We start from the raw sequence: 23,120 nt of genomic DNA, 5'->3' as shown, positions 1-23,120 counted from the left end.
ATGGTTGAAATCCCAGCTCGATGCGGCGATGGCCGAGGTTCGATCCTCGATCCGTACCGTGCGGACAAAGGGGCCGAGCCAAGTCCAGTTCTGGCTGATCGCGCTGTTGATGGGCATCCTCGGCGGTCTGGCGGCTCTGGGTTTCCGCCTCAGCATTGATGCTATCCAGCGGTTCGTTTACCGCACCCATGAGCCGTCCACGCTGCACCGTTTCGCATTCGATCTGCCGTGGTGGTGGCTGGTGCTGGTCGCGACCTGCGGTGGGCTGCTGGTTGGTCTGATCCTGCACTTTTTCACGCTCGACGGCCGCGTCCGCGCTGTGGCCGACGTCATCGAAGGGGCCGCGCTGCGTGAGGGACGCGTCGACCGCAAGGAAGGCATCGCCTCCGCCTTCGCCAGTTTGATTACCCTCGGCACCGGCGGCTCGGCTGGTCGAGAGGGGCCTGTCGTCCACCTTGCCGCCGTGATCTCCACCTATATCTGCCGCCTGATGAACGCGAACGCGGTCAATTCGCGCGACCTTTTGGGCTGCGCCGTGGCGGCCGGTGTATCCGCCAGTTTTAATGCCCCGATTGCCGGCGCGATCTTTGCGCTCGAAGTCGTCCTTCGCCACTTTGCCGTCCGTGCCTTCGCGCCCATCGCGATTGCTAGTGTCGCCGGCACGGTGATTTCGCGCATCATCCACGGCGATCTGACGGAATACCAACTCTCTGCCGCGACGACGTTTGAGTTCTACGTCGAACTGCCCGCCTTCATGCTGCTCGGTCTTTTCAGCGGGATCATCGCGTTTGTCCTGATGAAGTCGATCTTCTTCATGGATACGCTCGGCACCAAACTCCAAACCGCGACCAAGATGCCGCGTTACTTGCGTCCTGCTATCGCAGGGATGCTGCTGGGCCTGATCGCTACGCAGTTCCCACACATCATCGGCGTGGGCTACGGCATCACCTCGGACGCGCTGACGGGGCGTATCCTGTTCTGGCAGGCGATCATATTTGTCATCGTTAAGATCATCGCGGTCGCCATCACCATGGGTGGCCGTATGGGTGGCGGTGTGTTCTCGCCCGCGCTGGGGATCGGTGCCATGTCGGGGCTGGCTTTCGGCATCGTGGCGACGGGCCTGCTGCCGACCTATTCGGGCAGCGCCACGCTCTACGCGCTGGCAGGGATGGGGGCCGTGGCCGCCGCCGTCCTCGGCGCGCCGATTTCCACTACGCTTATCGTGTTCGAACTGACGGGCGACTGGCAGACGGGTCTGGCCGTGATGGTCGCCGTGTCGCTGTCGACCGCGATCTCCTCGCGGTTGGTGGAGAAGTCGTTCTTCCTCACCCAGCTTGAACGCCGCAACATCCACGTCTCCGCTGGTCCGCAAGCCTACCTGCTGTCAACGATCCGCGTGGGCGCAATGCTCCGCGCAACCGACACGCCCAATGGCGGCGATCCCGAACGCTGCGAAGCGCTGGTGAAAGAGGGGGCCTACATCGAATTCGGCGCGACGCTAGACCAAGCCATGCCGCTGTTCGACCGCACGGGCGAGGAATACATCCCCATCGTCATGCCCGCAAAAAACGGGGCGCTTCCCGAAGTGAGAGGCGCCCTGTTCCATGTTGATGCGCTCCGCGCGCTGAACCGCGCCATGGCTGCGGTTTCAGCGGAAGAACATTCCTAATCAGACTTGTTCGATGGTCACTTTCGACGGGTAGAACGCCATGTGTTCGGCGATCTGCTCCAGACCATCGCGGGTTTCTTCAAACGACCATGCGGCGTCGGCAATCGGGCCGCTTTTCGCGATGATCGAGAAGTAACGCGCCGTGCCCTTGTGCGGGTCGGTGCTGACGGAGTCGTTGGGCTCGAAGAAAGCCATAGCGATGTCGCCGCGCGGGAAATAGATGACGGGGGTGTTTTCGCCCTCGGTCAGTTCCAACGCATTTTCGGTTTCGCCAATAACCGCACCACCGGCGCGAACGACCCACGTTCCGCCCGCGGGGCGGATTTTAATATGATCGACCACTTCGGTCTCCTTCCCTGAACTGTAACAGGCGGATAATAGTCCGCCTTTATATCAGTTTGACGTCAAAGCGGCGCGCATGCCGCTGACAGCCATCCTCGGGTGGGAAGATCGAGATGCGGACCTACTTTGTCCAGCACCTTCGCATGATATGCGTCAATCCACGCCACCTCCTCTTTGGAGAGGAGGGCCTTATCTATCAGCTTTCTTTCGAAAGGAACATAGGTAAGTGTCTCGAACCCCAACAAGTTGCGGTGGGTGTCGATGCCACCCTCTACATTTGCAACGAAGATGAGGTTTTCCAAGCGGATGCCGAATGCGCCGTTGCGGTAATATCCAGGCTCGTTTGACAGCACCATCCCCGGCTGAAGAGGGATCTGCGCGGCGCGGCGCGAGATGCCGCAGGGGCCTTCGTGCACACCGAGGTAAGCGCCGACGCCGTGACCGGTCCCATGGTCGTAGTCCATGCCCTCGGCCCAAAGGAACTGACGTGCCAGCGCATCAAGGTGCCCGCCGTTGACGCCCACAGGGAACCGTGCGCGGCTGACAGCGACCATGCCGCGCAGCACTTGGGTGTAGCAGTGACGCTCGTCCGCGCCAGCCTCACCAATGGCGAGCGTGCGGGTGATGTCCGTGGTGCCGTCCTGATATTGCGCACCGGAGTCGACGACGATCAGTTCGCCTTCCCCCAGTGTGCGGTTGGTTTCCTCGGTCACGCGGTAGTGGATCACCGCGCCGTTCGGACCCGCGCCAGAGATCGTATCGAAGCTGATGTCGCGCAGCGCGTTGGTTTCGCGGCGGAATCCTTCGAGCTTTTTCACCACGTCGATTTCAGTGATGCCGCTGGTGCTATTCGCTTCGAACCACGCAAGGAAGCGGCACATCGCAATCGCGTCGCGGTCGTGCGCGGCCTGCATGCCTGCAAGCTCGGTCTCGTTTTTGAGCGCCTTGGGCAGAACGCAAGGATCGCGCCCCTCGACGGTCTCGACTTCGGCACCCGCCAGCGCCTCTGCCACGATCTGCGGGCAGGAGTTGGCGTCGATCAGCACAGGGCTGGAAAGTTGCAGCAGCGCCGCCTCGAACCCTTCGAACGGCAGGACAGCAACGTCCTCGCCGAGGTGATCCATGATCTCGTCCGCCTTGCCTTCGCGGGCGAACAGATCGCAGCGACCGGTGTCGTGCAAGATCGCGAACGCGTGCGGGGCAGGGGTGTGGGACACGTCCTCGCCGCGGATATTCAGCAGCCACGCAATCGAGTCCGGCAGCGTGATGACCGCAGCAGTGGTGCCTGCCTTACGCAGTCCTGTCGCAAGGCGGGTGCGCTTCGACGCGGCGCTTTCACCTGCGAATTCCTCGGGCTGGGCAAAGAATTTGGCAGCGGGCGGGGCGGGGCGGTCGGTCCAGATCCTGTCGACCAGATTGTCCACGGCCTTCAACTCGACGTCCGCTTTGTTGTCCCGAAGCGTCTTGATCTCGTTCACTGGATGCAGCCACGCGTCAAAGCCGATGACCTTGCCCGCCGCGTTCTGTTCGAGCCAGTCGCGGAGCGTCACTTCGGGCCAATCGACGGGGGTGTAGCAATCCTCGACCTGTTCGCGGACCTGCAAACGGTAGCGGCCATCGACGAAAATGCCCGCCTGATCGGCAAGGATAATCGCGTAACCAGCCGAGCCGCTGAACCCCGTCAGCCACGCCAGACGGTCGTCGCAATCGGCCACGGTCTCGCCTTGGAACATGTCGGAACGCGGGACGATGAACCCGTCCAGACCCTCGGCCTTCATCTGTTCGCGCAGCGCCGCCAGACGTTCGGGGCCGTGCTTGCCGGAGTGGGTGTTGGTGAATTGCTGGAACATAATGTGCCCCTTTCAGAATAAAAGAAGGCCCCCGATGTGATGCCGAGGGCCTTATGATCAGGCTGTAAGTGCCTGTGTTATCGTGCTTTCGCCATACCGAGGACCTGTGCCTTTTTGCGCGGGTCACTGTCGAACAGGTTGGCGAGTTGTTCTGTCATCGCGCCCGCCAACTGTTCCGCGTCGGTGATCGTCACCGCGCGTTGGTAGTAGCGGGTGACGTCGTGGCCGATGCCGATGGCGTTCAGTTCCACCGCGCCGCGCTTTTCGATCATGGCGATCACGTCGCGCAGGTGCTTTTCAAGGTAGTTCGCGGGGTTCACCGACAGCGTCGAGTCGTCGACCGGTGCGCCATCCGAAATCACCATCAGGATCTTACGCTGTTCGCGGCGTGCCAGCGTCCGGCGGTAGGCCCATTCGAGCGCCTCGCCGTCGATGTTTTCCTTCAGCAGACCCTCTTTCATCATCAGACCGAGGTTCGCACGGGTGCGGCGCATCGGAGCGTCTGCGGATTTGTAGACGATATGGCGCAGGTCATTCAGACGACCCGGCTGCTGCGGGCGGCCTTCGGCCAGCCACTTCTCGCGGCTCTGCCCGCCTTTCCACGCTTTGGTGGTGAAGCCAAGAACCTCTACCTTGACCGAGCAACGCTCCAGCGTACGTGCCAGAACGTCCGCGCAGATCGCCGCGATCGAGATCGGACGGCCACGCATGGAACCCGAGTTATCGAGCAGCAGCGTCACCACGGTATCGCGGAATTCGGTGTCCTTTTCCCACTTGAACGACAGCGGGGTGGTCGGGTTCGCGACCACGCGGGCAAGGCGGCCAGCGTCGAGGATGCCTTCTTCCTTGTCGAACTCCCACGAACGGTTCTGCTGCGCCTGAAGGCGGCGTTGCAGTTTGTTCGCGAGGCGCGACACGGCACCCTTGAGCGGTTCGAGCTGCTGGTCGAGGTAGGCGCGAAGGCGCTCCAGTTCGGCAGCTTCGGCGAGCTCTTCGGCGCCGATCTCTTCATCGAAATCAGTGCGGTAGACCTGATAGTTCGGGTCCGCGTCGGAGTAGGACGGCGGCGGAGGCGGGTCCATCGGAGCCTCGCTCTCGGGCATCTCGGACTCTTCGTCGAACTCGCTGTCGGCCATGTCGTCGGCGCTGACTTTGGCCTGCGACTGGTCCTGCTGCTGTTCCTGTTCCTGCTCCGGGCTGGCTTCGGTTTCCTCGTCGTCCGAGTTCTCCTCGCCCGGCGAATCCTGATCTTCCTCGTCCTGATCCTGCTCTTCGGCTTCGTCCTGCTGGTCTTCGTCTTCCTGATCGGGATCGTCGCCAAGCTGGTCGCCGTAGCCGAGGTCTTCGATCACCTGACGCGCGAACTTCGCAAAGGCCTTCTGGTCGCCCAGCGAGCCCTGCAGGTTCTCAAGCGTCTCGCCTGCCTGATCCTCGATAAAGCCGCGCCATAGCTCCATGACATTGTCCGCGCCTTTGGGCAGCGGCCGTCCGGTGGCGAGGTGGCGGATCAGATAACCGGCAGCGACCGACAGCGGCGCGCCCGACGGCTCGGTAACCTGCTCGTAGCCCTTGCGGCGGGCTTCGGCGCCGATCTTGGCGTCGATGTTGCTCGCGGTGCCTGGCATATAGCGGGCGCCCATAGCCTCGATCCGCGCGGTTTCCATCGCGTCATAGATATCGCGGGCCAACTGGCCTTGCGGCAGATAGCGGTTCGACACGGCGGCGTCGTGGAACTTGTGACGCAGCGCCAGCGCGTCGGCGGTGCCGCGGGCCAGCAGCACTTCGTCGCGGGTCATGCGGCGGCTGATCTGGGGAAGGCGTACCGAGTCCTTGGACAGCCCCGGAGGGTCCACCGAATAGGTGACCGCAAGCTCCGGATCGTCAGCCATTACCTTGGTGGCTTCGGCCAAAGCTTTCTTGAACGGATCAGCGGGATTGTCGCTCGGTTTCATGCAGTCTGCCTTGCGGATAGTGTTCCGCTGCAACCTAGACCGCGTCAAAGGGGATTGCCAGTGGGACCGCGCCTTTTCCTCAGCTCAGCATGAGGGCGCGGCACTCCGAAATCATGCGCTCCGACTGCTCCGCGGCCCAAGTCGCATCATGGCTGTCGCTGGCAAAGCGCGCACGGGTCAAAAGCCGCGATTGCGCGTATTTGGCATTGATGCGCCACGCCAGCACGTCACGGCCCTTTTCGGGCGGCATGATCGCATCGATAAGGTCGATCATGCGGGCGCGTTCGGCCTCGGTTTGCTCGGATAATGGGCCGTCGAACATCCACTGGAATTCCATGAGGGCCGAGAGCCTGCCGGTGCAAGTCGCGAAGATACGAAGGGGATCGCCGCTCAGGCCGACCGTCTGCGTCTGTCCCGATAGGGGCAGCGAGAGGGCCATTGCAGTGGCCAACGCTAAAGTTCGCAAACTGCTCATACTTTAAGCATGTAGCGCGATGCGCGGGCACGCAAAGGTTCGGCGGGATAGCTATCCTTTTGCCTCGCCCAACGAAAAAGGCCCGCGCGGATCGCACGGGCCTTTCGTCAATTCTGGAGTGCCGGATCAGATCGCGATGCTGGCAGCCGACTCGGGCAGCTCTTCGTCAAAGCAACGCTGGTAGAACTCGGCCACGGTCTGGCGTTCAAGCTCGTCACACTTGTTGAGGAAGGTGAGGCGGAACGCATAGCCGATGTCGCGGAAGATTTCCGCGTTCTGGGCCCAGGCGATCACGGTACGCGGCGACATGACGGTCGACAGGTCGCCGTTCATGAAGGCGGTGCGGGTCAGGTCGGCAACGGTCACCATCTGGCTGATGTCCTTGCGGCCCTTCTCGTTGTTGTAGTGCGGTGCCTTCGACAGGATGATCGCGGTCTCGGCGTCGTGGCTGAGGTAATTCAGCGTCGCGACGAGCGACCAGCGGTCCATCTGTGCTTGGTTGATCTGCTGGGTGCCGTGGTAAAGGCCGGTGGTGTCGCCCAGACCAACGGTGTTCGCGGTGGCGAACAGGCGGAAGAACGGGTTCGGTGTGATGATCTCGTTCTGGTCGAGCAGGGTCAGCTTACCGTCGGTTTCCAGAACACGCTGGATCACGAACATCACGTCGGCGCGGCCGGCATCGTATTCGTCGAATACGATCGCGGTCGGGTTGCGCAGCGCCCACGGCAGGATGCCTTCGTGGAACTCGGTGACCTGCTTGCCGTCTTTCAGCTTGATCGCGTCCTTACCGATGAGGTCGATACGGCTGATGTGGCTGTCGAGGTTCACACGCACGGTCGGCCAGTTCAGGCGGGCGGCAACCTGTTCGATGTGGGTCGATTTACCCGTACCGTGGTAGCCCTGAACCATGACGCGGCGATTGTAGCCGAAGCCTGCAAGAATGGCCAAAGTGGTGTCGGGATCGAATTTATAGGTCGGATCAATGGCGGGGACGCGTTCGGTGCGTTCGGCAAAACCCTTGATCTTCATATCGGAGTCGATGCCGAAAACATCGCGGACATTGATTTCTTCGGTAGGCTTGGCGTTCTGGTCCAGCATGGAGCGCGGCTTTCGTTACGTCTTGGTTTCGGATGCAACATACAGCCGCAAACGACGAGGAAAAGGGGGGCGCTGACTATTTGGCAGAATTGCGGCAATAGGCACGTTTCGGAAACACTGAGTTTCACCTGATCTTGTCGCTATTCGCACGGTTATCTGGCAAAGGTAGACGATGTTATCTAGTGCTCGCTCCCTTTTCCGCATGGCCCGCAACGGGTCGCTCACGCCATTCCGCATTATTGTGGACGGCCAATGCGTGTGGCTCGCCCACGGCGCGGTCTTCGGTTTCTCGGCTGTCGCCGGTCTGCTGACGGCCCTGCGGCTGAAACATTCCGGCGGGTTTCCCGATGTCGGCGCATTTGATCTGTGGGTCACCATGGCTTGCGGCTTGGGCGGTCTTTCGGCCCTCGTTCTCGCTGGTAACAAAATGGGCGGCAAAGGCATCCGCGGTCTGGTGCGTGCGTTTTACGGTGCGCTCTGGATCACTTGCGTCGGTGCAATCATCGCCGGTACGCTGGCACTTCCGCTCTATGGCACCATGTTCGCGCCGCTGATGCTCGGCATCACGTTTGTCGGCTCGCCAGAACTGGCGCTGCTGTGGTTCGCGAATTTCCTCGCGATCCACGTTTTAATGTGGGGCTATCGCAGCAAGCAGGACCGCTTCTTCGAGCGCATAAAAGAAGCGGCGGCCGAACCTCGGCGCGCCGCTCCCAAATCCGACGTTCCAGCGAAGTTTCCTCCGCTGACACCGGTCAATCCTTAAAGCTACGGCTCGACTTGATCTGATCCCAAGCCCAGACAACTTCGGTCAGCTGCTCTTCCTGAGAGCGGTCGCCGCCGTTCATGTCGGGGTGTAGAACCTTGATCAGACCCTTGTAGATCTTGCGGATCTCGGCCTTGGTCATGGTGTCTCTGGCATCCAGCACCTCAAGCGCACGGCGCTCGGTCGAGGGCAGGCGGCGGGTGTGGCCGTTGCCGGCAGCATTGCCTTTACCAGGATTGCGGGTCGCGTTCTCGCCCAGCACGGTGTGTGCGTCGTCGATACCCAGACGCGCCCATGCCTGTTCTTCCACGGACTTCTTGAACGCCTTGGTCTCACGACCCCAGACGCGATCTTTGTCGACCTGCGCCATGTATTCGGCTTCAGTCGCAGTCTCGAAGAAGTTCCACTTCAGGTTATATTCGCGAACGTGCTCTTTGCAGAACCAGTAGAATTCATCCAGCACGTCCGGGCTTTTTGGAGCACGGAACTGGCCTGCTTCTTCGCAACCCTCGTGTTCACATACACGGGTCGACGTCTCGAACGCGCCCGTCATACCGCGCCGACCGCGCGGATTTTTCTTTTTGGAGCTCGACACGGACATGTCGAAACCAAAGGGGTCAGTCTTAGCCATGTGCAGCCTCATCTTTCCGACTCGGACACAGCACTTTAATAGATGGGTCCGAATATTGAAGGGGAATTGCGAAAATAATGGGTATTGCCAAAGAGATGGAAACGCGTCTGAGCGAAACTTTTGCGCCGAGGCAACTCGAAGTTCACGACGAAAGCGAACAGCACATCGGACACGCCGGATATCAGGAGGGCGGTGAGAGCCATTGGCGCATCGTCATCGCCGCCGAAGCGCTGAACGACATGAGCCGTATCGCCCGTCACCGCGCGATTCACGCGGCGCTGGGAAAGGACATCATCGACCGCATCCACGCACTGTCCAGCGACGTGCGCTGATCAATCCTCGCTATCGTCTGCGGCGTGCTCCAGACGGGGTTCGTCGCGGCCGATGTGCGACGGCTTCGCAGCGATCTGCGGCTCGCTCGGTGCTTTTTTCTTCGGTGTCGCATCAACCGCCGACAGCGAACGCGCGGCAGAGCTGGTCTCAGTCAGTTCGCGGCGGAACACCAGCACGGTGTGCACGATAGTTTCGCGCGAAAACAGGCCCTTACGTTCATCACAAGGCAGGCTCTCGGAGCGTTGGAATTCCCAGCCGCCACGGGCCATTTCATTGATCGCGGTCTCGACGGTCTGTGCAAAACGCTCGTCGCCCGACTTGGCGGATTTGATCTTTGCCGCGCGCTTGGGCGCAGGGACGACCTTGTATTCGTAATTCGACATCAAATGCCCTTTCAATGAACCGAGCCGGATTTACCAGCAAAGCGCGGCGCGACCAAGACCGGATCACCCTTCATTGAACCGATTGTCATCCCGCTGCACATGGAAAAGGCGACCCGAAGGCCGCCTCTCGAAACATAGAATGCCAATAATCCGTTTCGAGGATTATTGAGCCGATTCCTCGGCTTCTTCCGGTGCCGGAGCGAGCGAAGCGAGGTAAGCGATGATGTCTTCGGCATCCTCGGCTTTGCGCACGCGGAAAGACATCTTCGAACGGGCACCATTGTCGCCAGTAGCTTCGCGCAGCCATGCGGTCGGGTCCTGAACGTAGGTCACCAGATCCTCGACGGTCCACTCCAGACCAGCTTCGTTCGCAGCAAGAATGCCGTCGCCGTAGTTGAAGTCCTCGCCCATGTGCGCGACCGGAGCACCGACGATCCCATAAAGGTTCGGGCCGGTTTTGGTATTTACGCGACCAGCCAGAACTTCGCCTTCGTCGTTGACGACGTGGTGGCAGCTTGCACACTGGCGGAAAGCACGCTCGCCGGCGGCTGCATCACCTTCGGCAAAGGCCGGAGCGGCGGCAATTGCCAGCAGGGCGGACAGTTTCAAAATTTGCATAAAAGTCTCCTCATCCGAGCCGGTCTTTTCGCGTCCGGCGTGCGTTGTTGCCTAGGTTAGTCCTTGCAGGGGTGCACCGAAAGCCCCCGCGCCATTACGTCGCGTATGCAGTGGGGGCTGGAAAATCCTGCGGTAACTTGGCATAGCGCCGAATATGGATACGCGCATACCTGCTTGGCTTGAAGACAACCTTCGTCCCCTTGACAAACTCGAGGTGCATCGTCGTGGCCTACGCCATCCGGCGATCAGCGTTTTCATCGTTTCGGACCGCGGTATCCTCCTCCAGCGCCGCGCGGCGAGCAAGTATCACACCCCCGGTCTGTGGGCGAACACCTGCTGTACGCACCCCCATTGGGGCGAAAGCCCAGAGCACTGCGCGGACCGCCGACTGAAGGAAGAACTGGGTATCTCGGGTGTCGACCTCGAATGGCGCGAGCAGATCGAATACCGCGCTGATGTGGGCGGCGGGCTGACCGAGCACGAAGTCGTCGATGTCTACGTCGGACACGGCGAGCCCGAGATCACCATCAATCCCGATGAGGTCTGGGAAACCCGCTGGATGCCACTTGCTGAGCTTGAGGCGGACATCGCCGCAAACCCAGCGATCTACACTCCTTGGCTGCGCATTTATCTTGCGGAGCATAAGGACAAGATCCTCGGCTAAATTGCCGCATATACATTCACAAAATTAAATGTGATTGCTATCTTCGCCTCAGGAGGAGATCGCCATGTTCACATCGTTTCGTACTATCGCGCTCGTCGCGGCTCTCGCAGGCAGTGCCGTCGGCAGCGTTCAAGCGCAGGGCATGGGCGATCACAAGGCGATGCACGACCGGATGCATGCAAGCGGCGGTCACGACATGACCAACATGCCTGGCCTGCGCGGCGGCGATGCGACGCCCGAAGAAAGCGCCGAGCTTGCGGTGATGTTCAACAACTTCGAAACCATCACCCGCACGGTCGAGGAACTGCCGAACGGCATCCGTACCGTTACCGCGTCGTCCGATCCCGACGTCATGGACACGCTGGTCAGCCACGTTGTCGGCATGATCGCCCGAGTCGAGGATGGCCGTGATCCGCAGATCCTGATCCAGAGCCCGACGCTCGACATCTTCTTCGACCGGCCCGAGGCGATCACCACGGATATCGACGTGACGGAAGAGGGCATCGTCGTCACGCAGACCTCCGACGATCCCGAAATGGTCGCTGCGCTCCACACACACGCGGGCGAGGTCAGCGCCATGGCTGATCGCGGCATGGATGCGGTCCACGAGATGATGATGAACCGCTAAGAACGCTGCGCACCAAATGAAAACGGCGGCCCCGAGAGGCCGCCGTTTCGCATTCTAGGGTCTGAAAACTCAGATACCGAGCTTTTGCGCCACGATCTGGTTCACTGCAGCGGGGTTCGCCTTACCGCCGGTGGCCTTCATGACCTGACCGACGAACCAGCCAGCCAGCTTCGGGTTCTGCTTGGCCTTTTCGACCTGCGCAGGGTTGGCCGCGATGACTTCGTCAACGGCGGTCTCGATAGCGCCGGTGTCGGTGACCTGCTTCATGCCGCGCTCTTCGACCAGAGCCTCCGGATCGCCGCCTTCGGTGTAGACGATCTCGAACAGGTCCTTGGCGATCTTGCCCGAGATGTCACCCTTGGAGATCAGGCCGACGATCTTGCCGAGCTGCTCGGGCGACACGGGGCTGTCTTCGATGCCCTTGTCGTCCTTCTTCAGACGGCCGAACAGTTCGTTGATAACCCAGTTGGCCGACAGCTTGCCGTCACGGCCTTCTGCGACCTTTTCAAAGAAGTTCGCGTTCGCGACTTCTGCGGTCAGAACCGAAGCGTCGTAGTCCGACAGGCCCATGTCGTTGATGAAACGGGCTTTCTTCTCGTCCGGCAGTTCCGGCAGGGACGCTGCGATGTCATCAACCCAAGCCTGTTCGATTTCGAGCGGCAGCAGGTCGGGGTCGGGGAAGTAGCGGTAATCGTGTGCTTCTTCCTTCGAACGCATCGAACGGGTTTCGTTCTTGTCCGGATCGTAGAGACGGGTTTCCTGAACGATGGAGCCGCCGTCCTCGATGATCGCGATCTGGCGACGTGCTTCGTAGTCGATAGCCGCTTGAATAAAGCGCATCGAGTTCATATTCTTGATTTCGCAGCGGGTGCCGAGGACACCGAAATCGCCGGTTTCCATGAACTTCTCGTAGTCACCCGGCTTGCAGACCGACACGTTGACGTCGGCGCGCAGGTTACCGTTCTGCATGTTGCCGTCGCAGGTGCCGAGGTAGCGCATGATCTGGCGCAGCTTGCCCACATATGCAGCGGCTTCTTCGGGACCACGGATGTCGGGGCGCGAGACGATTTCCATCAGCGCGACGCCGGTACGGTTGAGGTCGACGAAGGACATGTTCGGGTCCATGTCGTGGATCGATTTACCTGCGTCCTGTTCAAGGTGGATACGCTCGATACGGACGAGGCGAGCCTTGCCGTCACCCATTTCGACCAGCACTTCACCTTCGCCGACGATGGGGTGGTAAAGCTGGGAAATCTGGTAGCCCTGCGGAAGGTCCGGGTAGAAGTAGTTCTTGCGGTCGAAAGCGGACCACAGATTGATCTCTGCCTTCAGGCCGAGGCCGGTACGGACAGCCTGCGCCACGCAACCTTCGTTGATGACAGGCAGCATACCCGGCATACCGGCATCCACGAACGCAACGTTCGAATTCGGCTCTGCGCCGAACTGGGTCGATGCACCCGAGAAGAGCTTGGCTTTGGTCGCCACCTGGGCGTGGACCTCGAGACCGATAACAAGTTCCCAGTCGCCTTTTGCACCGGCGATTACCTTGGGTTTCGGGGCTTCATAGGTCAGGTCGAGCATATTTCGTTCCTTTTCCGCGTCGAAACTCTCTTAGAAGCTACCTCGCACGTGGGCAAGGGGGGAGACCCGCCTATCGCTCGGCTATTCCCCGCCCATTGTCGCCGGTTTGGAACCAAATGACTCGACCGTTCTAAAATACCTGTCAGAACTCAACGCCGGAGAAACTGCGCTCGGTAGAAAAATGCGTTATTCTGGTGTCATTCTGTCCCTTGCCCTGCTGGCCGGCTGTGCCGAAACGATGCAGGAGCCTGTTGTCGATGTCGCGGTGCCCGATGCACTCCCCCTGATGCGGTGGGATCACAGGCCCGAAGCCGATGAATGGACGGAGACGACGCTCGACGCGCTCCATACCTACGGCGCGACCCTTCTGTCCGAAGTGCCCAACGACATCGGAGAATGGTGCCCCCACTACGTCGAGGCCGATGCCGACGAACGCGCTGCGTTCTGGTCCGGTGTCCTCTCGACCCTCGCCAAGCATGAAAGCACGTGGAACCCCGCAGCCTCGGGCGGCGGCGGCCAATGGATCGGACTGGTGCAGATCGCCCCGTCTACCGCGCGCGCCTACGGATGTGAGGCAACCACTGCCGCAGAACTGAAAGACGGTGCTGCGAACCTCGCTTGCGCGGTCAAGATCGCTGCTGTCACCGTGCCCCGCGATGGCTACGTCGGTACGGGCCGCGAAGGGCTGGCCGCTGACTGGGCGCCGTTCCTGAGCAGCCGTAAGCGTAGCGATATGGTCCAATGGACGCGGAATCAGGACTATTGTAGCGGCTAACGAGGATTGCCCGATGCCGCTGTTGTCGGGCAGACTTGCCTTATGTTGACCAGAGCCCTTTGCCTCGCCGCGGCCTTGCTGCCGCTGGCCGATCAGGTTCGTGCCGTTCCGGACGAGGCTGTCACTGGGATTCACCTCATCGACAATGCTCCCGTGGCGGTCAGCGCGCCGCAGCTTCGGCCGGAGCCGCCGCAGCTTGTCGCCGGTCCTGTGGTGTCGTCGCTCCCGCCCATGCCGCGCCCGTTCTACGTCCCGCGCGCCCGCTGGGTCGGTCATGCTGATGGGGACGGGGATATGTGGACGATGGCGATGCTCACGGCGCTGGGCAACCATCCGCGCCCGCTCGAATCCGTCATCCCCCGCGACATCGACCGTTTCTGCCCTGCCTATGCGGAAAACAACGATGCGAAGCGCAATGCGTTCTGGGTCGGCCTCATGTCGGCGCTATCGCGATATGAAAGCACCTATAACCCTGAAGCCGTCGGGGGCGGGGGGCTGTGGTTCGGCCTGTTGCAGATCGCGCCGCCGACCGCGCAGCACTTCGATTGCAGAGCCACCACGGGTGAAGCCTTGAAGCTCCCGATGGCCAATCTGCGCTGTGCGGCAAAGATCATGACCTACACGGTGCGCCGCGATAACGCGATCGCGCTGCATGACGGGCGTTGGAGGGGGCTGGCCGCCGATTGGGGGCCGATGCGCAACGAAGCAATGGTCGATGCGATTGCGGCATGGACGCGAGAGCAGGACTATTGCGTGTCCTACAACATGCCTGCGCCGAGGGCGCGACCCGACTTCATCGAAGCCATGGCCGCGCCGCCCGAAGGTTAGGCTTTGAGCATACGCGACACCATCTCGTAGGTGTCGCGGCTCAGGTTCTCTGTTCCCAGAATACGCTCCAGTTCGCCGCGCATCTGCGCCTGACGCTCTTCGTCGTAACGCTTCCACGTATCGAACGCGGTGGTCATACGTGCGGTGGTCTGCGGGTTGATCGCGTCGAGTTTGATCAGCCAGTCAGCCAGCAGCGCATAGCCCGAACCATCGGGATTGTGGAAACCGGCGGTGTTCGATGTGAGGCCGCCGAACAGCGAACGGAAGCGGTTGGGGTTCTTCCAGTCGAACGCAGCGTGCTCGGTGAGGCGGCGGGCAATGCCGCTCGCATCCTCGGGCGCGGCCAGCGCGGTCTGGAGGCTGAACCACTTGTCCATAACGAGGCGGTCGTTCTGCCAGCGGTTATGGAAGTCCGTGAGTTCTTCCTCGCCCATGCCGATGGTGATCAGCGCGGACAGAGCCGCAAGCTCCTGCGTCATGTTGTTGGCCGCCGCGAACTGCCGCTGGGCGGTCTCGCCGCCGTCGACCAGCGTGATGTAGGCCAGCGCCGCATTGGTCAGCGAACGTTTGCCGCTGCTGACGGCATCCGGCTCGTACTCGCCTTCGACCTGATGGGCAAAGTAGAGGTCGGCCAGCGTGTCGTTGCAGTGCTCCGCAATCGCGCGCTTCAGACGGTCACGCTCGGCGTGGATTTTCCACGGATCGGGCGTCTCGCCAGCACCGGCGAGGGTCTGGGCGAGGTCATCGACGCTCGGAAGACCCAGCAGCAGGGCGCGGAATGCAGGCTCGAGGCTCTCGTCCTTGATCGCGCTTTCCAGAGCGGCAAGGAAATCGGCGTTCGGCTCGGCGTTATTGCTAATCATGTCGATCAGCGTGTTGCGGGCGAGCGTGCGGCCCGCTTCCCACTTGTTGAACGCGTCGGTGTCTTGGGCGAGCAGGAACTCGCGATCCTTGTCTGACTGGTCCATGTGCAGCACAACAGGCGCCGAGAAGTCGCGCAGGACCGACGGGATCGGCTTTGCGCCCAGACCGTCAAACGTGAACGTCTGCTCTTCCTCGGTCAGTTCCAGAACGGTGGTCGGAACGACCTCGTCACCGTTGGGGGACAGGAGGCCAACGGCCACCGGAATAACCATCGGTTTCTTGGTGTCCTGACCCGGCGACGGCTTGTGTTCTTGGCGCAGCGTCAGCGAATAGGTGCCGTCTTCGAAGCTGTCGGTGACGTGGACGTGCGGGGTGCCCGCTTGGCTGTACCACAGCTTGAACTGGGACAGATCGCGGCCAGTGGAGTCTTCGAACACCTTGATCCAGTCTTCGATGGTCGCCGCCTCGCCATCGTGACGGTCGAAGTAGAGGTCGAGCGCCTTTTTATACGCCTCGTCACCCACCAGACGCTTGAGCATCCCGATAACCTCGGCGCCCTTTTCGTAGACGGTGACGGTGTAGAAGTTGTTGATCTCGACAAAGCTCTCGGGACGCACTGGGTGCGCGAGCGGGCCTTGGTCCTCGCGGAACTGGCGGGCACGCAGCATGATCGCGTCGTCGATGCGCTTGACCGCGTGCGAGCGCATGTCGCCAGTGAAGGACTGGTCGCGGAACACGGTCAGACCTTCCTTCAGGCACAGCTGGAACCAGTCGCGGCAGGTGATGCGGTTGCCGGTCCAGTTATGGAAATACTCGTGCGCGATGATCGCCTCGATCCGCTCGAAGTTCGCATCGGTCGACGTCTCCGGCGAGGCCAGAACGCAGGACGAGTTAAAGATGTTGAGACCCTTGTTCTCCATCGCGCCCATGTTGAAATCGTCAACGGCCACAATGTTGAACACGTCGAGGTCGTACTCGCGACCATAAACGTCCTCGTCCCATTTCATCGAACGCTTCAGCGCCTCAAGGCCGAAGGCGCATTTGCCCAGATCGGCTTCGCGGACCCAGATGTTCAGGTCGACCTTTTTGCCAGACATCGTGGTGAAGTCGCCGGAATAGTTGACGAGTTCACCGGCCACGAGCGCGAAGAGGTACGCGGGCTTCGGCCACGGGTCGTGCCATTCGGCCACGCCGTTATCCATCTTCACGGGGTTGCCGTTCGACAGCAGCACCGGCAGATCGCTTTCGATGCGGACGGTAAAGACGCTCATCACATCGGGGCGGTCGGGATAGTAGGTAATCTTGCGGAAGCCCTCGGCCTCGCACTGGGTGCAGTACATGCCGTTCGACATATAAAGACCTTCGAGCGCGGTGTTGGTCTCGGGGCTGATTTCGACCTCTGCTTCCCAAACGAAGGGATCGCTCGGTGCATTGGCGCGCAGACCCTCAGCGGTGATCTCGGGCGAGATGTCGGCACCGTTAATTTTCGCCGAAATCAACGTCATATTCTCGCCATGCAAGAAAAAGTCGCCATCTTTCGCATCAGGTTTGGGAGTGAACTTGATTTTGGAAATCACGCGGGTGCGAGTCGGGTGAAGCCGGAACGTCAGCTCGACAGCTTCGACATTGTAACCGAACGGTTTGTAATCGCTCAGATAAATGGTCTGCGGTGTAGCATCTTTCATTAAATTCTCCTGCTGCGATCTCGCACGAACGAGTTGATTGCAGTTCTTATTGTCCTAGCTAGGTAGGCCGTAACCAGATGGCCTTCAACGGGCCGGGATCATATGAATTAAAGAGGTCTATTCATGTCAGCTCCTGACACCAATCTCAAGAAACAGGAAAAGCGTCATAGCGGTCCGCTCATCGGAATGGGCATCGCAGTCGCCATCGTCGTCGTCGTCTTCTTCGCGTGGATGGGCGGCGTGTTCTCGGGCGGTATGCCCGCCGACACCGTAGCGCCGGGTACCGATACCGAAGCCACGACTGTCGATCCGGTCACCAACGGCGGCTGACACCATGGCGCGGATGCGCAAAAAATCCGACCTGCCGCAGAAGATCTGCGAAACCTGCGGCAGGCCATTTTCTTGGCGCAAGAAGTGGGCAAAGGACTGGGAAAACGTCCGTTATTGCTCCGACCGTTGCCGCGCCGAGCGTAAACCCAAGGCCTAGTCCAGCGTTTGCGCGTATTCGACCAACTGGTCGACGACCGTGCCCCAACCCTCGTAAAAACCCATGTCCTTATGGCGCTGAGCGGTTTCCGCATTCGCGTGGCGGGCCGTCGCGGTATAGACCGTGCCGCCGTCAGGGGCGTCCGACAACTCAATGATCGCGGTCATGAAACGCTCGGGCGAGGGTTTCCAGCCGCTCGTATAACCGTCGGTGAACACCAGTTTTTCGTTCGGAATGACCTCCAGCCAAACGCCGCCGTTCTCCATGACGGTACCGTCGATGTCGAACGTCGTGTTAAACGCGCCGCCAGGCCGCAGGTCGATCACGCAATCCAGCACCTTGTGCGGACGCGGGACGAAAAAGTGTTTGATGTGCTCGGGCGTGGTCCAGCAGGTGAACACCTTTTCGCGGGACACGGGCAGGGTGTGAGTGAAAGACAGGTCTGTATCTTCGGCCATCTTGGCCTCCATGAAATGTAACGCGCAAACTGTCGCACAGGTTGAAGATCTTGCAAACGAAACTTGCCGCTGGCGCCTGACGTCGGCGGTGATAGGCTCTCGCCAAATCTGATTGGAGGACCCGCATCATGACCGCTCTCAACCTCGCCGCTGCCCGTAAAATCGTCGAAGTGACCCTGCAAACCGCCCGCGATCACGGCTTCAAGCCGATGTCCGTCGTCGTTCTGGACGCTGGCGGCCACGTTATCGCGTTCGAGCGCGAGGATGGCTCCTCTGCCGGTCGTTTCGAAATCGCCCGCGGCAAGGCCAACGGCTGCATCATGCTCGGCATGGGTGGACGTGCGCAAATGGCCCGCGCCGAACAACAGGCCTATTTCATGGGCGCGATCAACGGCCTCTTTGACGGCAAAGTCGTTCCGGTTCCGGGAGGCGTTCTGGTCCGCGACGGCGAAGGCACCCTAATCGGCGCGGTCGGCGTGACCGGCGATACCAGCGACAACGATGCAACTTGTGCCCTCGCAGGCATCAAAGCTGCGGGTTTTGTGGGCGAAGACTGATCCACTCAGTGCTTTGACGCAGACTAACCGCGCATTTCAAAGTCCTTTTGCGTGCGCCGTTTCATGGTTATTTTTGCTGTAAGAGCGAAAGGACCACGTAAATGGCGCGCCCAATCATCGGGATCATCAGCAACAACGAACTCGTCAACGGCCAGTACCCCGCACACACCGGCGGGCAGATGAACAGTCAGGCGATCTCCAAGGTCGCAGGCTGCATCCCGTTCCTTATTCCTGCCGACCCCACGGTCGTCACGGTCGAGGAACTGCTGGAAACCTGTGACGGCTTTCTGCTGACGGGTGGTCGCCCGAACGTTCACCCCAGCCAGTACGGCGAAGTTCCCACGCCCGCTTACGGCGATTTCGACGAAAACCGCGATGCGATCACGCTGCCGCTGGTGCGTGCCTGCGTCGAGCGCGGCCAGCCGATCATGGGCATCTGCCGTGGTTTCCAAGAGGTGAACGTCGCGATGGGCGGGTCACTCTATCCCGAAATCCGTGATCTTCCCGGACGTGATAACCACCGGATGCCGCCCGACGGCACGCTGGAGGAAAAGTTCGCCCTCCGCCACTGCGTATCGCTCAGCGAAAACGGCCCGTTCGCCGCGCTGCTCGGGAGTCCGAAGGTGATGACCAACACGCTACACGGGCAGGGGATCAAGGAACCGGGTAGCCGCGTGGTCGTCGACGGTTACGCTCCCGACGGCACGCCCGAGGCGATCTATATCAAGGACGCGCCGGGCTTTACCCTATCCGTCCAGTGGCACCCCGAATGGAATGCCTCCAATGATCCGGTGTCCCGCCCGCTGTTCGAAGCGTTGGGCGATGCGGCCCGCAAGTGGCAGGCCGCCAAGTCCGCAGAGCTCGCCTCAGCCTAAGCCGCGTAAATCCCAGCCGATAGCTTCGGCTTCGCTGGCATGAGCAGCTGCGCTTCGTGACGCTTCAGGCAGCGACGCGCGGTATCGCCATAGGCATCGGGGCTCGCGCGAAGTTCGGGGAACAGACCAAAGAGTTCCTCGCGCGCGGCATCCGTGACAGCCGACAGACCGATTTCACCGGGATGAAAGCTCTCGCTCGCTGCGCCGTTGGCATAGACGATCTCGTGCTTGTCGAACATCATGTGGAAATAGGTGACGAAGCCGCCTTGCTGGACCGTCACATGCGCATCGTCGATCATGTGCTTCGCCGCGACCAGAACCTCGTCTTCGCCGAAGTGTATCTCTGTCTGGTAGCCATCAAGGAGCATCCGGTGCTGCGGTGACACCAGCAGGTCACGATCCAACGTTGGCAGAGCGTGCTTGCTGATGCGGATCGGCGCAAAATTGTCGAACGCGGGCACCGTGCGGTGCTGGATCCAGCGGATCGGCTGGATACCGTTGTCACGGGTGATGACCAGATCGCCTTGCTCCAGCGTTTCAATCGCCCGCGCACCAAAAGGCGTCAGGATCATCGTGCCGGGGGTAAAGCAGATGATGTTCTCGATATTGTCATAGGTGAGGGTCGAGCCGTTCTTGAGCTGGACCGAACCGCTGTAGCTGCCGTCGGGATTCTGGTTGCGGACCAGCGTCGACATATCGGCCATATCGCCGAGGTAGAGCGTATCGCCGTCGCCGTCGTCATCTTCGGACCCGCCGTAGATATGGATGTCAGCGGGGTCATCGCCGGTGTCGGTGACATAGAAATCGTCATTGCCGCGCTGGCCAAAAGCCTCATCGCCAGCACCGACGAAGATGTCGTCGTCATCGGCGTTACCATAGAGCGTATCCGCGCCCATGCCGCCGTAAATCGTATCCGCACCGGTGCCGCCGTAGACCACGTCATCGCCGACGCCTGCGTAAATGGTGTCGTCACCGCCTTTGGCTTCGATGGTGTCAGCGTTGCGCTCGCCACCTTTGAAGTTATCGTCGTGATCGACGCGGTCGCCGTCGGGATCGCCGGTATAGCTGAAGTCGATGACGTCCGCGCCGTCGGAGCCCTCGATCGTGCCGTCGGTGTCAGGAATGCCGACCGCGAGCAGCGCAACGGGGTCCTGCATCGTCGCAGGGCTGACGCCATAGAGTGTGAGCGACTCGCCGTTGGGGAAGAGGAGACGGGCGTTGCCGCCGTAATCCTCGACCGTGACATCCCAGATATTGACCGGATTGCCGTTGGCGTCGTGCATCCCCGAGACGTCGATCTTGTCTTGGGCGTAGTAGGTGCCGTCGGGCTGGAGCTGCGGAGAGGCGAAGCCGTAAATCAGGTCGTGGCCGTCACCATCGGCAAAGTAGATCGTGTCCGACGAATTGTCCGCAACGCCTGTGAGCGTGTTGCCGAGCTCGAAAATGTCATCGCCCGCGCCACCGTCGACATAATCGCTGCCCGCGCCGGTCGACACGTAGTCCGCGCCATCCGAGCCGTACACCGTGTCGTCGCCGGCCCCGAGGAGCAGGGCCTCGATTTCGGAAAAGTTCGCGTCATTCGTACCGTCAGAGATAACGCCGGTTTCGGGAGCCGAGAAATCGACCGTGACACCGTTTGACAGACCGGTGGCGTCGATGACGTCGCCGAAATCAACCTCGGCTCCTTCGCCGCCAACGAGTGTATCGTGGCCAAAGTTGTCGCTCAGGCGGAAGACGTCCGAGCCGTCGCCACCGTAGACGCGGTCGTCGCCTGTGCCGCCGTCCAGCGTGTCGTTCTGGCTGCCGCCGTCGATGTAGTCGTTGCCCGCGCCGCCCGTGATCGAGTCCGCGCCGACCTCGCCAAAGATGTTGTCGTTGCCGCTGCCGCCGTCGATGGAATCGCCGCCCGAAGTGCCGTAGACAAGGTCGTTGCCCGCGCCAGCGTAAATGGTCGACGCGGTGTTGTGGGCATAGCCGCCCACGTCGTCGATGGTGTCGTCGCCGTCACCGCCATAAACGGTATCCGCGCCTTCGCCATAGAAAATGCGGTCGTTGCCCGCGCCGCCATAAATCGTGTCCGCGCCATCGCCCGCATAGATCAGGTCGGCATCATCGCCGCCCGAAATCCAGTCGGCACCTGCACCTGCGTAGATCGTATCCTGACCGAGGCCGCCCTCGACCGTGTCGCCGATGGTGGTGTCGGGCAGGGTCTCGAAGTGGACATCGGTGATATAGATCGCGTTCTGGTCGCCCGTACCGGAGACCTGATTGAACTCGATCTCGATCCGGCTGACAGGGCCCGCGATTTCAACCTTGACCGAGCCAGTCCCACTCGATTGCGTGGTGCCCGGGTTGTTCGCCGTGACAGTCGCGGTCGTGCCGTCGGTGACGATGTGGCCCGAGGCGCCCGTCAGGTCGACGTGGACCGGATTGCCGTTCGCGTCATAGGCGCGGATGATCACCTGATCAGTGAATGCGCCGGTATCGATATCGTTGATGCGGAAGTTGACGTTGGAGACGTTATCCTGAAGGCCGGAGCCATCCTGCGCGTCGAACGTCAGCGTCGAGGTGGAGACGTTCTCGCCGCCCTGACCGCGGATGAACACGGCAGAGTAGGGGTCATACGGCTCACCGTTCTCGGTATAGAGCGGCGAAATGCTCCTGGCATCGTCGCCGACATATGTCTTCGTTTCCTGAAGGAAGCCGTCGTTCTTCTGCGTGAACGTGACATTCATCGAGCCGGTGTTCTGCGTGAACCCGCCCGAAATATCCTGTTGGGCGCCGGACTGATCGAAGTTGGTCCAGCTGAAGTACTCTTTCTCGCCGCCGGTATGTGCGTCGATCACGTCATTGCCAGCGCCGCCGTCGATGGAATCCTGACCTGCACCGCCGTAGATGGAGTCGTTGCCAGCTCCGCCAAAGATCGTGTCCTGACCGGCACCGCCGTAAACGGTGTCATCACCGTCGCCCGCAATTACGCGGTCGTTGCCGCCACCCGCACGGACAAAGTCGTTGCCCGTGCCCGCATTGATCGTGTCATTGCCCTTGCCAGAGAACACACGGTCGTTGCCGCCGTAGGTGTTAATGGTGTCGTTGCCGCCGCCGGAGGCTTGCTCGACCCCGCGGCCATCCCAGTAGTAGTCGGGGTTGTTGCTGCCGTTGAACGTATTGTTCGACGCATCACCCTTGGGAATGGAGTTCAGATAGTCCCGCGTCGCATCATCCAGCGTGATGTAAACGAGGTTCTGCGGGAACGACGATGAAGGGACGAAGACGACGTCGCCGGTCGAGGCCACATAATACGTGCCGCTGACTGTCGTTGTGACCGTGTCGCCGTTGCTGTTGACGTAATAGACCGTGACGTTGCCGGCATAGACAGGCTCGAGTGCGTCGTACGTCGCGTTCTTGAGGTTCAGATACGGACCAAGCGATCCATTATTGAGCTTAAAACCGGTAATATCGGCCATGCGTCTTCCATCCTTTGTGTGCCCGACGAAGGAGGTGGCACACCTATCCATTCGGATGGTTATTAAGCGCGAAAGGCGTAAATATGAGGCTAATGGGGCGATTCAATGGCGGCGGAAAGCGATCCGCCACCACAGGT

General features: G+C 60.9%; 23 protein-coding genes. 11 read left to right on the top strand and 12 right to left on the bottom strand.

Annotated features, from left to right (window positions below; genetic code table 11):
- The first annotated feature begins 28 nt into the window (after window positions 1-28).
- Window positions 29-1,669: a chloride channel protein gene (locus tag IF204_RS08255; protein ID WP_194098181.1), complete on the top strand. Its 1,641-nt coding sequence runs from the start codon at window positions 29-31 to the stop codon at window positions 1,667-1,669.
- On the opposite strand, the gene IF204_RS08250 is transcribed toward IF204_RS08255, so the two are convergent.
- From IF204_RS08250 to cobS, 5 genes are all read right to left on the bottom strand, one after another.
- The gene (locus IF204_RS08250) at window positions 1,670-2,011 is read right to left on the bottom strand and encodes a DUF427 domain-containing protein (RefSeq protein WP_194096092.1); all 342 of its coding nucleotides are present in this window, start codon (window positions 2,009-2,011) and stop codon (window positions 1,670-1,672) included. It abuts the gene before it with no gap.
- Between the two features lie 62 nt (window positions 2,012-2,073).
- Complete coding sequence (locus IF204_RS08245; protein WP_194096090.1) at window positions 2,074-3,861, bottom strand: aminopeptidase P family protein; 1,788 nt, start codon at window positions 3,859-3,861, stop codon at window positions 2,074-2,076.
- A 77-nt stretch (window positions 3,862-3,938) separates the two neighbouring features.
- On the bottom strand, window positions 3,939-5,813 hold the full coding sequence (gene cobT, locus IF204_RS08240; RefSeq protein ID WP_194096089.1) for a cobaltochelatase subunit CobT: 1,875 nt from the start codon (window positions 5,811-5,813) through the stop codon (window positions 3,939-3,941).
- Window positions 5,814-5,892: 79 nt separating this feature from the next.
- Window positions 5,893-6,252: a hypothetical protein gene (locus tag IF204_RS08235; protein WP_194096087.1), complete on the bottom strand. Its 360-nt coding sequence runs from the start codon at window positions 6,250-6,252 to the stop codon at window positions 5,893-5,895.
- Window positions 6,253-6,414: 162 nt separating this feature from the next.
- A complete protein-coding gene (cobS, locus tag IF204_RS08230) occupies window positions 6,415-7,386 on the bottom strand; it encodes a cobaltochelatase subunit CobS (RefSeq protein WP_194096085.1) in 972 nt (323 codons plus the stop codon).
- A 172-nt stretch (window positions 7,387-7,558) separates the two neighbouring features.
- Between cobS and IF204_RS08225 the strand changes: the two genes are divergently transcribed.
- Complete coding sequence (locus IF204_RS08225; protein ID WP_194096083.1) at window positions 7,559-8,149, top strand: hypothetical protein; 591 nt, start codon at window positions 7,559-7,561, stop codon at window positions 8,147-8,149.
- Here IF204_RS08225 and IF204_RS08220 read toward each other — a convergent pair.
- Entirely contained in the window at window positions 8,139-8,780 is a 642-nt protein-coding gene (locus tag IF204_RS08220) for a J domain-containing protein (RefSeq protein ID WP_194096081.1), read from the bottom strand. The genes IF204_RS08225 and IF204_RS08220 overlap by 11 nt on opposite strands.
- Before the next feature lie 77 nt (window positions 8,781-8,857).
- Between IF204_RS08220 and IF204_RS08215 the strand changes: the two genes are divergently transcribed.
- Window positions 8,858-9,112 (top strand): BolA family protein, encoded by a 255-nt coding sequence (locus IF204_RS08215; RefSeq protein WP_194096080.1) that lies wholly within the window; start codon window positions 8,858-8,860, stop codon window positions 9,110-9,112.
- On the opposite strand, the gene IF204_RS08210 is transcribed toward IF204_RS08215, so the two are convergent.
- Both IF204_RS08210 and IF204_RS08205 read right to left on the bottom strand, forming a co-directional pair.
- Window positions 9,113-9,496, bottom strand: a complete 384-nt coding sequence (locus IF204_RS08210) for a DUF4177 domain-containing protein (RefSeq protein ID WP_194096078.1) — start codon at window positions 9,494-9,496, stop codon at window positions 9,113-9,115. It abuts the gene before it with no gap.
- 162 nt (window positions 9,497-9,658) lie between these two features.
- Window positions 9,659-10,114: a c-type cytochrome gene (locus tag IF204_RS08205; RefSeq protein ID WP_194096076.1), complete on the bottom strand. Its 456-nt coding sequence runs from the start codon at window positions 10,112-10,114 to the stop codon at window positions 9,659-9,661.
- A gap of 154 nt (window positions 10,115-10,268) precedes the next feature.
- Here IF204_RS08205 and idi point away from each other — a divergent pair, with 154 nt between their 5' ends.
- Window positions 10,269-10,778: an isopentenyl-diphosphate Delta-isomerase gene (idi, locus tag IF204_RS08200; protein ID WP_194096074.1), complete on the top strand. Its 510-nt coding sequence runs from the start codon at window positions 10,269-10,271 to the stop codon at window positions 10,776-10,778.
- Window positions 10,779-10,842: 64 nt separating this feature from the next.
- A complete protein-coding gene (locus tag IF204_RS08195; RefSeq protein WP_228069123.1) occupies window positions 10,843-11,406 on the top strand; it encodes a hypothetical protein in 564 nt (187 codons plus the stop codon).
- A 69-nt stretch (window positions 11,407-11,475) separates the two neighbouring features.
- On the opposite strand, the gene gatB is transcribed toward IF204_RS08195, so the two are convergent.
- Window positions 11,476-12,987 (bottom strand): Asp-tRNA(Asn)/Glu-tRNA(Gln) amidotransferase subunit GatB, encoded by a 1,512-nt coding sequence (gene gatB / locus IF204_RS08190; RefSeq protein WP_194096072.1) that lies wholly within the window; start codon window positions 12,985-12,987, stop codon window positions 11,476-11,478.
- A 181-nt stretch (window positions 12,988-13,168) separates the two neighbouring features.
- Here gatB and IF204_RS08185 point away from each other — a divergent pair, with 181 nt between their 5' ends.
- Window positions 13,169-13,762 carry a lytic transglycosylase domain-containing protein gene (locus IF204_RS08185; protein ID WP_194096070.1) on the top strand — a complete coding sequence of 198 codons (594 nt, stop codon included), beginning with the start codon at window positions 13,169-13,171 and terminating at the stop codon, window positions 13,760-13,762.
- A 42-nt stretch (window positions 13,763-13,804) separates the two neighbouring features.
- Window positions 13,805-14,590, top strand: coding sequence for a transglycosylase SLT domain-containing protein (locus tag IF204_RS08180; protein WP_228069122.1), 786 nt, complete (start codon window positions 13,805-13,807; stop codon window positions 14,588-14,590).
- Here the strand turns inward: IF204_RS08180 and pepN are convergent.
- Window positions 14,587-17,139 carry an aminopeptidase N gene (gene pepN / locus IF204_RS08175; RefSeq protein WP_194096068.1) on the bottom strand — a complete coding sequence of 851 codons (2,553 nt, stop codon included), beginning with the start codon at window positions 17,137-17,139 and terminating at the stop codon, window positions 14,587-14,589. The genes IF204_RS08180 and pepN overlap by 4 nt on opposite strands.
- 123 nt (window positions 17,140-17,262) lie before the next feature.
- Here pepN and IF204_RS08170 point away from each other — a divergent pair, with 123 nt between their 5' ends.
- Window positions 17,263-17,469, top strand: a complete 207-nt coding sequence (locus IF204_RS08170) for a hypothetical protein (RefSeq protein ID WP_167637863.1) — start codon at window positions 17,263-17,265, stop codon at window positions 17,467-17,469.
- 4 nt (window positions 17,470-17,473) lie between these two features.
- Complete coding sequence (locus IF204_RS08165) at window positions 17,474-17,626, top strand: DUF2256 domain-containing protein (protein WP_194096066.1); 153 nt, start codon at window positions 17,474-17,476, stop codon at window positions 17,624-17,626.
- On the opposite strand, the gene IF204_RS08160 is transcribed toward IF204_RS08165, so the two are convergent.
- Window positions 17,623-18,084, bottom strand: a complete 462-nt coding sequence (locus tag IF204_RS08160) for an SRPBCC family protein (RefSeq protein ID WP_194096064.1) — start codon at window positions 18,082-18,084, stop codon at window positions 17,623-17,625. The genes IF204_RS08165 and IF204_RS08160 overlap by 4 nt on opposite strands.
- Window positions 18,085-18,212: 128 nt before the next feature.
- On the opposite strand from IF204_RS08160, the gene IF204_RS08155 reads away from it, so the two are divergent.
- Entirely contained in the window at window positions 18,213-18,641 is a 429-nt protein-coding gene (locus IF204_RS08155) for a GlcG/HbpS family heme-binding protein (protein ID WP_194096062.1), read from the top strand.
- Between the two features lie 101 nt (window positions 18,642-18,742).
- Window positions 18,743-19,516, top strand: a complete 774-nt coding sequence (locus IF204_RS08150; protein WP_194096061.1) for a gamma-glutamyl-gamma-aminobutyrate hydrolase family protein — start codon at window positions 18,743-18,745, stop codon at window positions 19,514-19,516.
- Here IF204_RS08150 and IF204_RS08145 read toward each other — a convergent pair.
- Entirely contained in the window at window positions 19,513-22,983 is a 3,471-nt protein-coding gene (locus tag IF204_RS08145; RefSeq protein ID WP_194096060.1) for a Hint domain-containing protein, read from the bottom strand. The two genes, IF204_RS08150 and IF204_RS08145, sit on opposite strands and share 4 nt — an antisense overlap.
- Window positions 22,984-23,120 lie beyond the last annotated feature (137 nt).

It is taken from the genome of Marivivens aquimaris, from assembly GCF_015220045.1.
GTDB classification, from domain to species: Bacteria; Pseudomonadota; Alphaproteobacteria; order Rhodobacterales; family Rhodobacteraceae; genus Marivivens; species Marivivens aquimaris.
The sequence above is the reverse complement of the archived record's forward strand: the minus strand, read 5'-3'. Positions and strand labels throughout refer to the sequence as shown.

Excerpts from the sequence above, each read along its gene's own strand:
- IF204_RS08255 (WP_194098181.1), top strand. The coding sequence starts at position 29 with ATGGCCGAGGTTCGATCCTCGATCCGTACCGTGCGGACAAAGGGGCCG.
- IF204_RS08245 (WP_194096090.1), bottom strand. The coding sequence starts at position 3,861 with ATGTTCCAGCAATTCACCAACACCCACTCCGGCAAGCACGGCCCCGAA.
- cobT (WP_194096089.1), bottom strand. The coding sequence starts at position 5,813 with ATGAAACCGAGCGACAATCCCGCTGATCCGTTCAAGAAAGCTTTGGCC.
- IF204_RS08235 (WP_194096087.1), bottom strand. The coding sequence starts at position 6,252 with ATGGCCCTCTCGCTGCCCCTATCGGGACAGACGCAGACGGTCGGCCTG.
- cobS (WP_194096085.1), bottom strand. The coding sequence starts at position 7,386 with ATGCTGGACCAGAACGCCAAGCCTACCGAAGAAATCAATGTCCGCGAT.
- IF204_RS08225 (WP_194096083.1), top strand. The coding sequence starts at position 7,559 with ATGTTATCTAGTGCTCGCTCCCTTTTCCGCATGGCCCGCAACGGGTCG.
- IF204_RS08220 (WP_194096081.1), bottom strand. The coding sequence starts at position 8,780 with ATGGCTAAGACTGACCCCTTTGGTTTCGACATGTCCGTGTCGAGCTCC.
- IF204_RS08215 (WP_194096080.1), top strand. The coding sequence starts at position 8,858 with ATGGGTATTGCCAAAGAGATGGAAACGCGTCTGAGCGAAACTTTTGCG.
- IF204_RS08210 (WP_194096078.1), bottom strand. The coding sequence starts at position 9,496 with ATGTCGAATTACGAATACAAGGTCGTCCCTGCGCCCAAGCGCGCGGCA.
- IF204_RS08205 (WP_194096076.1), bottom strand. The coding sequence starts at position 10,114 with ATGCAAATTTTGAAACTGTCCGCCCTGCTGGCAATTGCCGCCGCTCCG.
- idi (WP_194096074.1), top strand. The coding sequence starts at position 10,269 with ATGGATACGCGCATACCTGCTTGGCTTGAAGACAACCTTCGTCCCCTT.
- IF204_RS08195 (WP_228069123.1), top strand. The coding sequence starts at position 10,843 with ATGTTCACATCGTTTCGTACTATCGCGCTCGTCGCGGCTCTCGCAGGC.
- gatB (WP_194096072.1), bottom strand. The coding sequence starts at position 12,987 with ATGCTCGACCTGACCTATGAAGCCCCGAAACCCAAGGTAATCGCCGGT.
- IF204_RS08185 (WP_194096070.1), top strand. The coding sequence starts at position 13,169 with ATGCGTTATTCTGGTGTCATTCTGTCCCTTGCCCTGCTGGCCGGCTGT.
- IF204_RS08180 (WP_228069122.1), top strand. The coding sequence starts at position 13,805 with ATGTTGACCAGAGCCCTTTGCCTCGCCGCGGCCTTGCTGCCGCTGGCC.
- pepN (WP_194096068.1), bottom strand. The coding sequence starts at position 17,139 with ATGAAAGATGCTACACCGCAGACCATTTATCTGAGCGATTACAAACCG.
- IF204_RS08170 (WP_167637863.1), top strand. The coding sequence starts at position 17,263 with ATGTCAGCTCCTGACACCAATCTCAAGAAACAGGAAAAGCGTCATAGC.
- IF204_RS08165 (WP_194096066.1), top strand. The coding sequence starts at position 17,474 with ATGGCGCGGATGCGCAAAAAATCCGACCTGCCGCAGAAGATCTGCGAA.
- IF204_RS08160 (WP_194096064.1), bottom strand. The coding sequence starts at position 18,084 with ATGGCCGAAGATACAGACCTGTCTTTCACTCACACCCTGCCCGTGTCC.
- IF204_RS08155 (WP_194096062.1), top strand. The coding sequence starts at position 18,213 with ATGACCGCTCTCAACCTCGCCGCTGCCCGTAAAATCGTCGAAGTGACC.
- IF204_RS08150 (WP_194096061.1), top strand. The coding sequence starts at position 18,743 with ATGGCGCGCCCAATCATCGGGATCATCAGCAACAACGAACTCGTCAAC.
- IF204_RS08145 (WP_194096060.1), bottom strand. The coding sequence starts at position 22,983 with ATGGCCGATATTACCGGTTTTAAGCTCAATAATGGATCGCTTGGTCCG.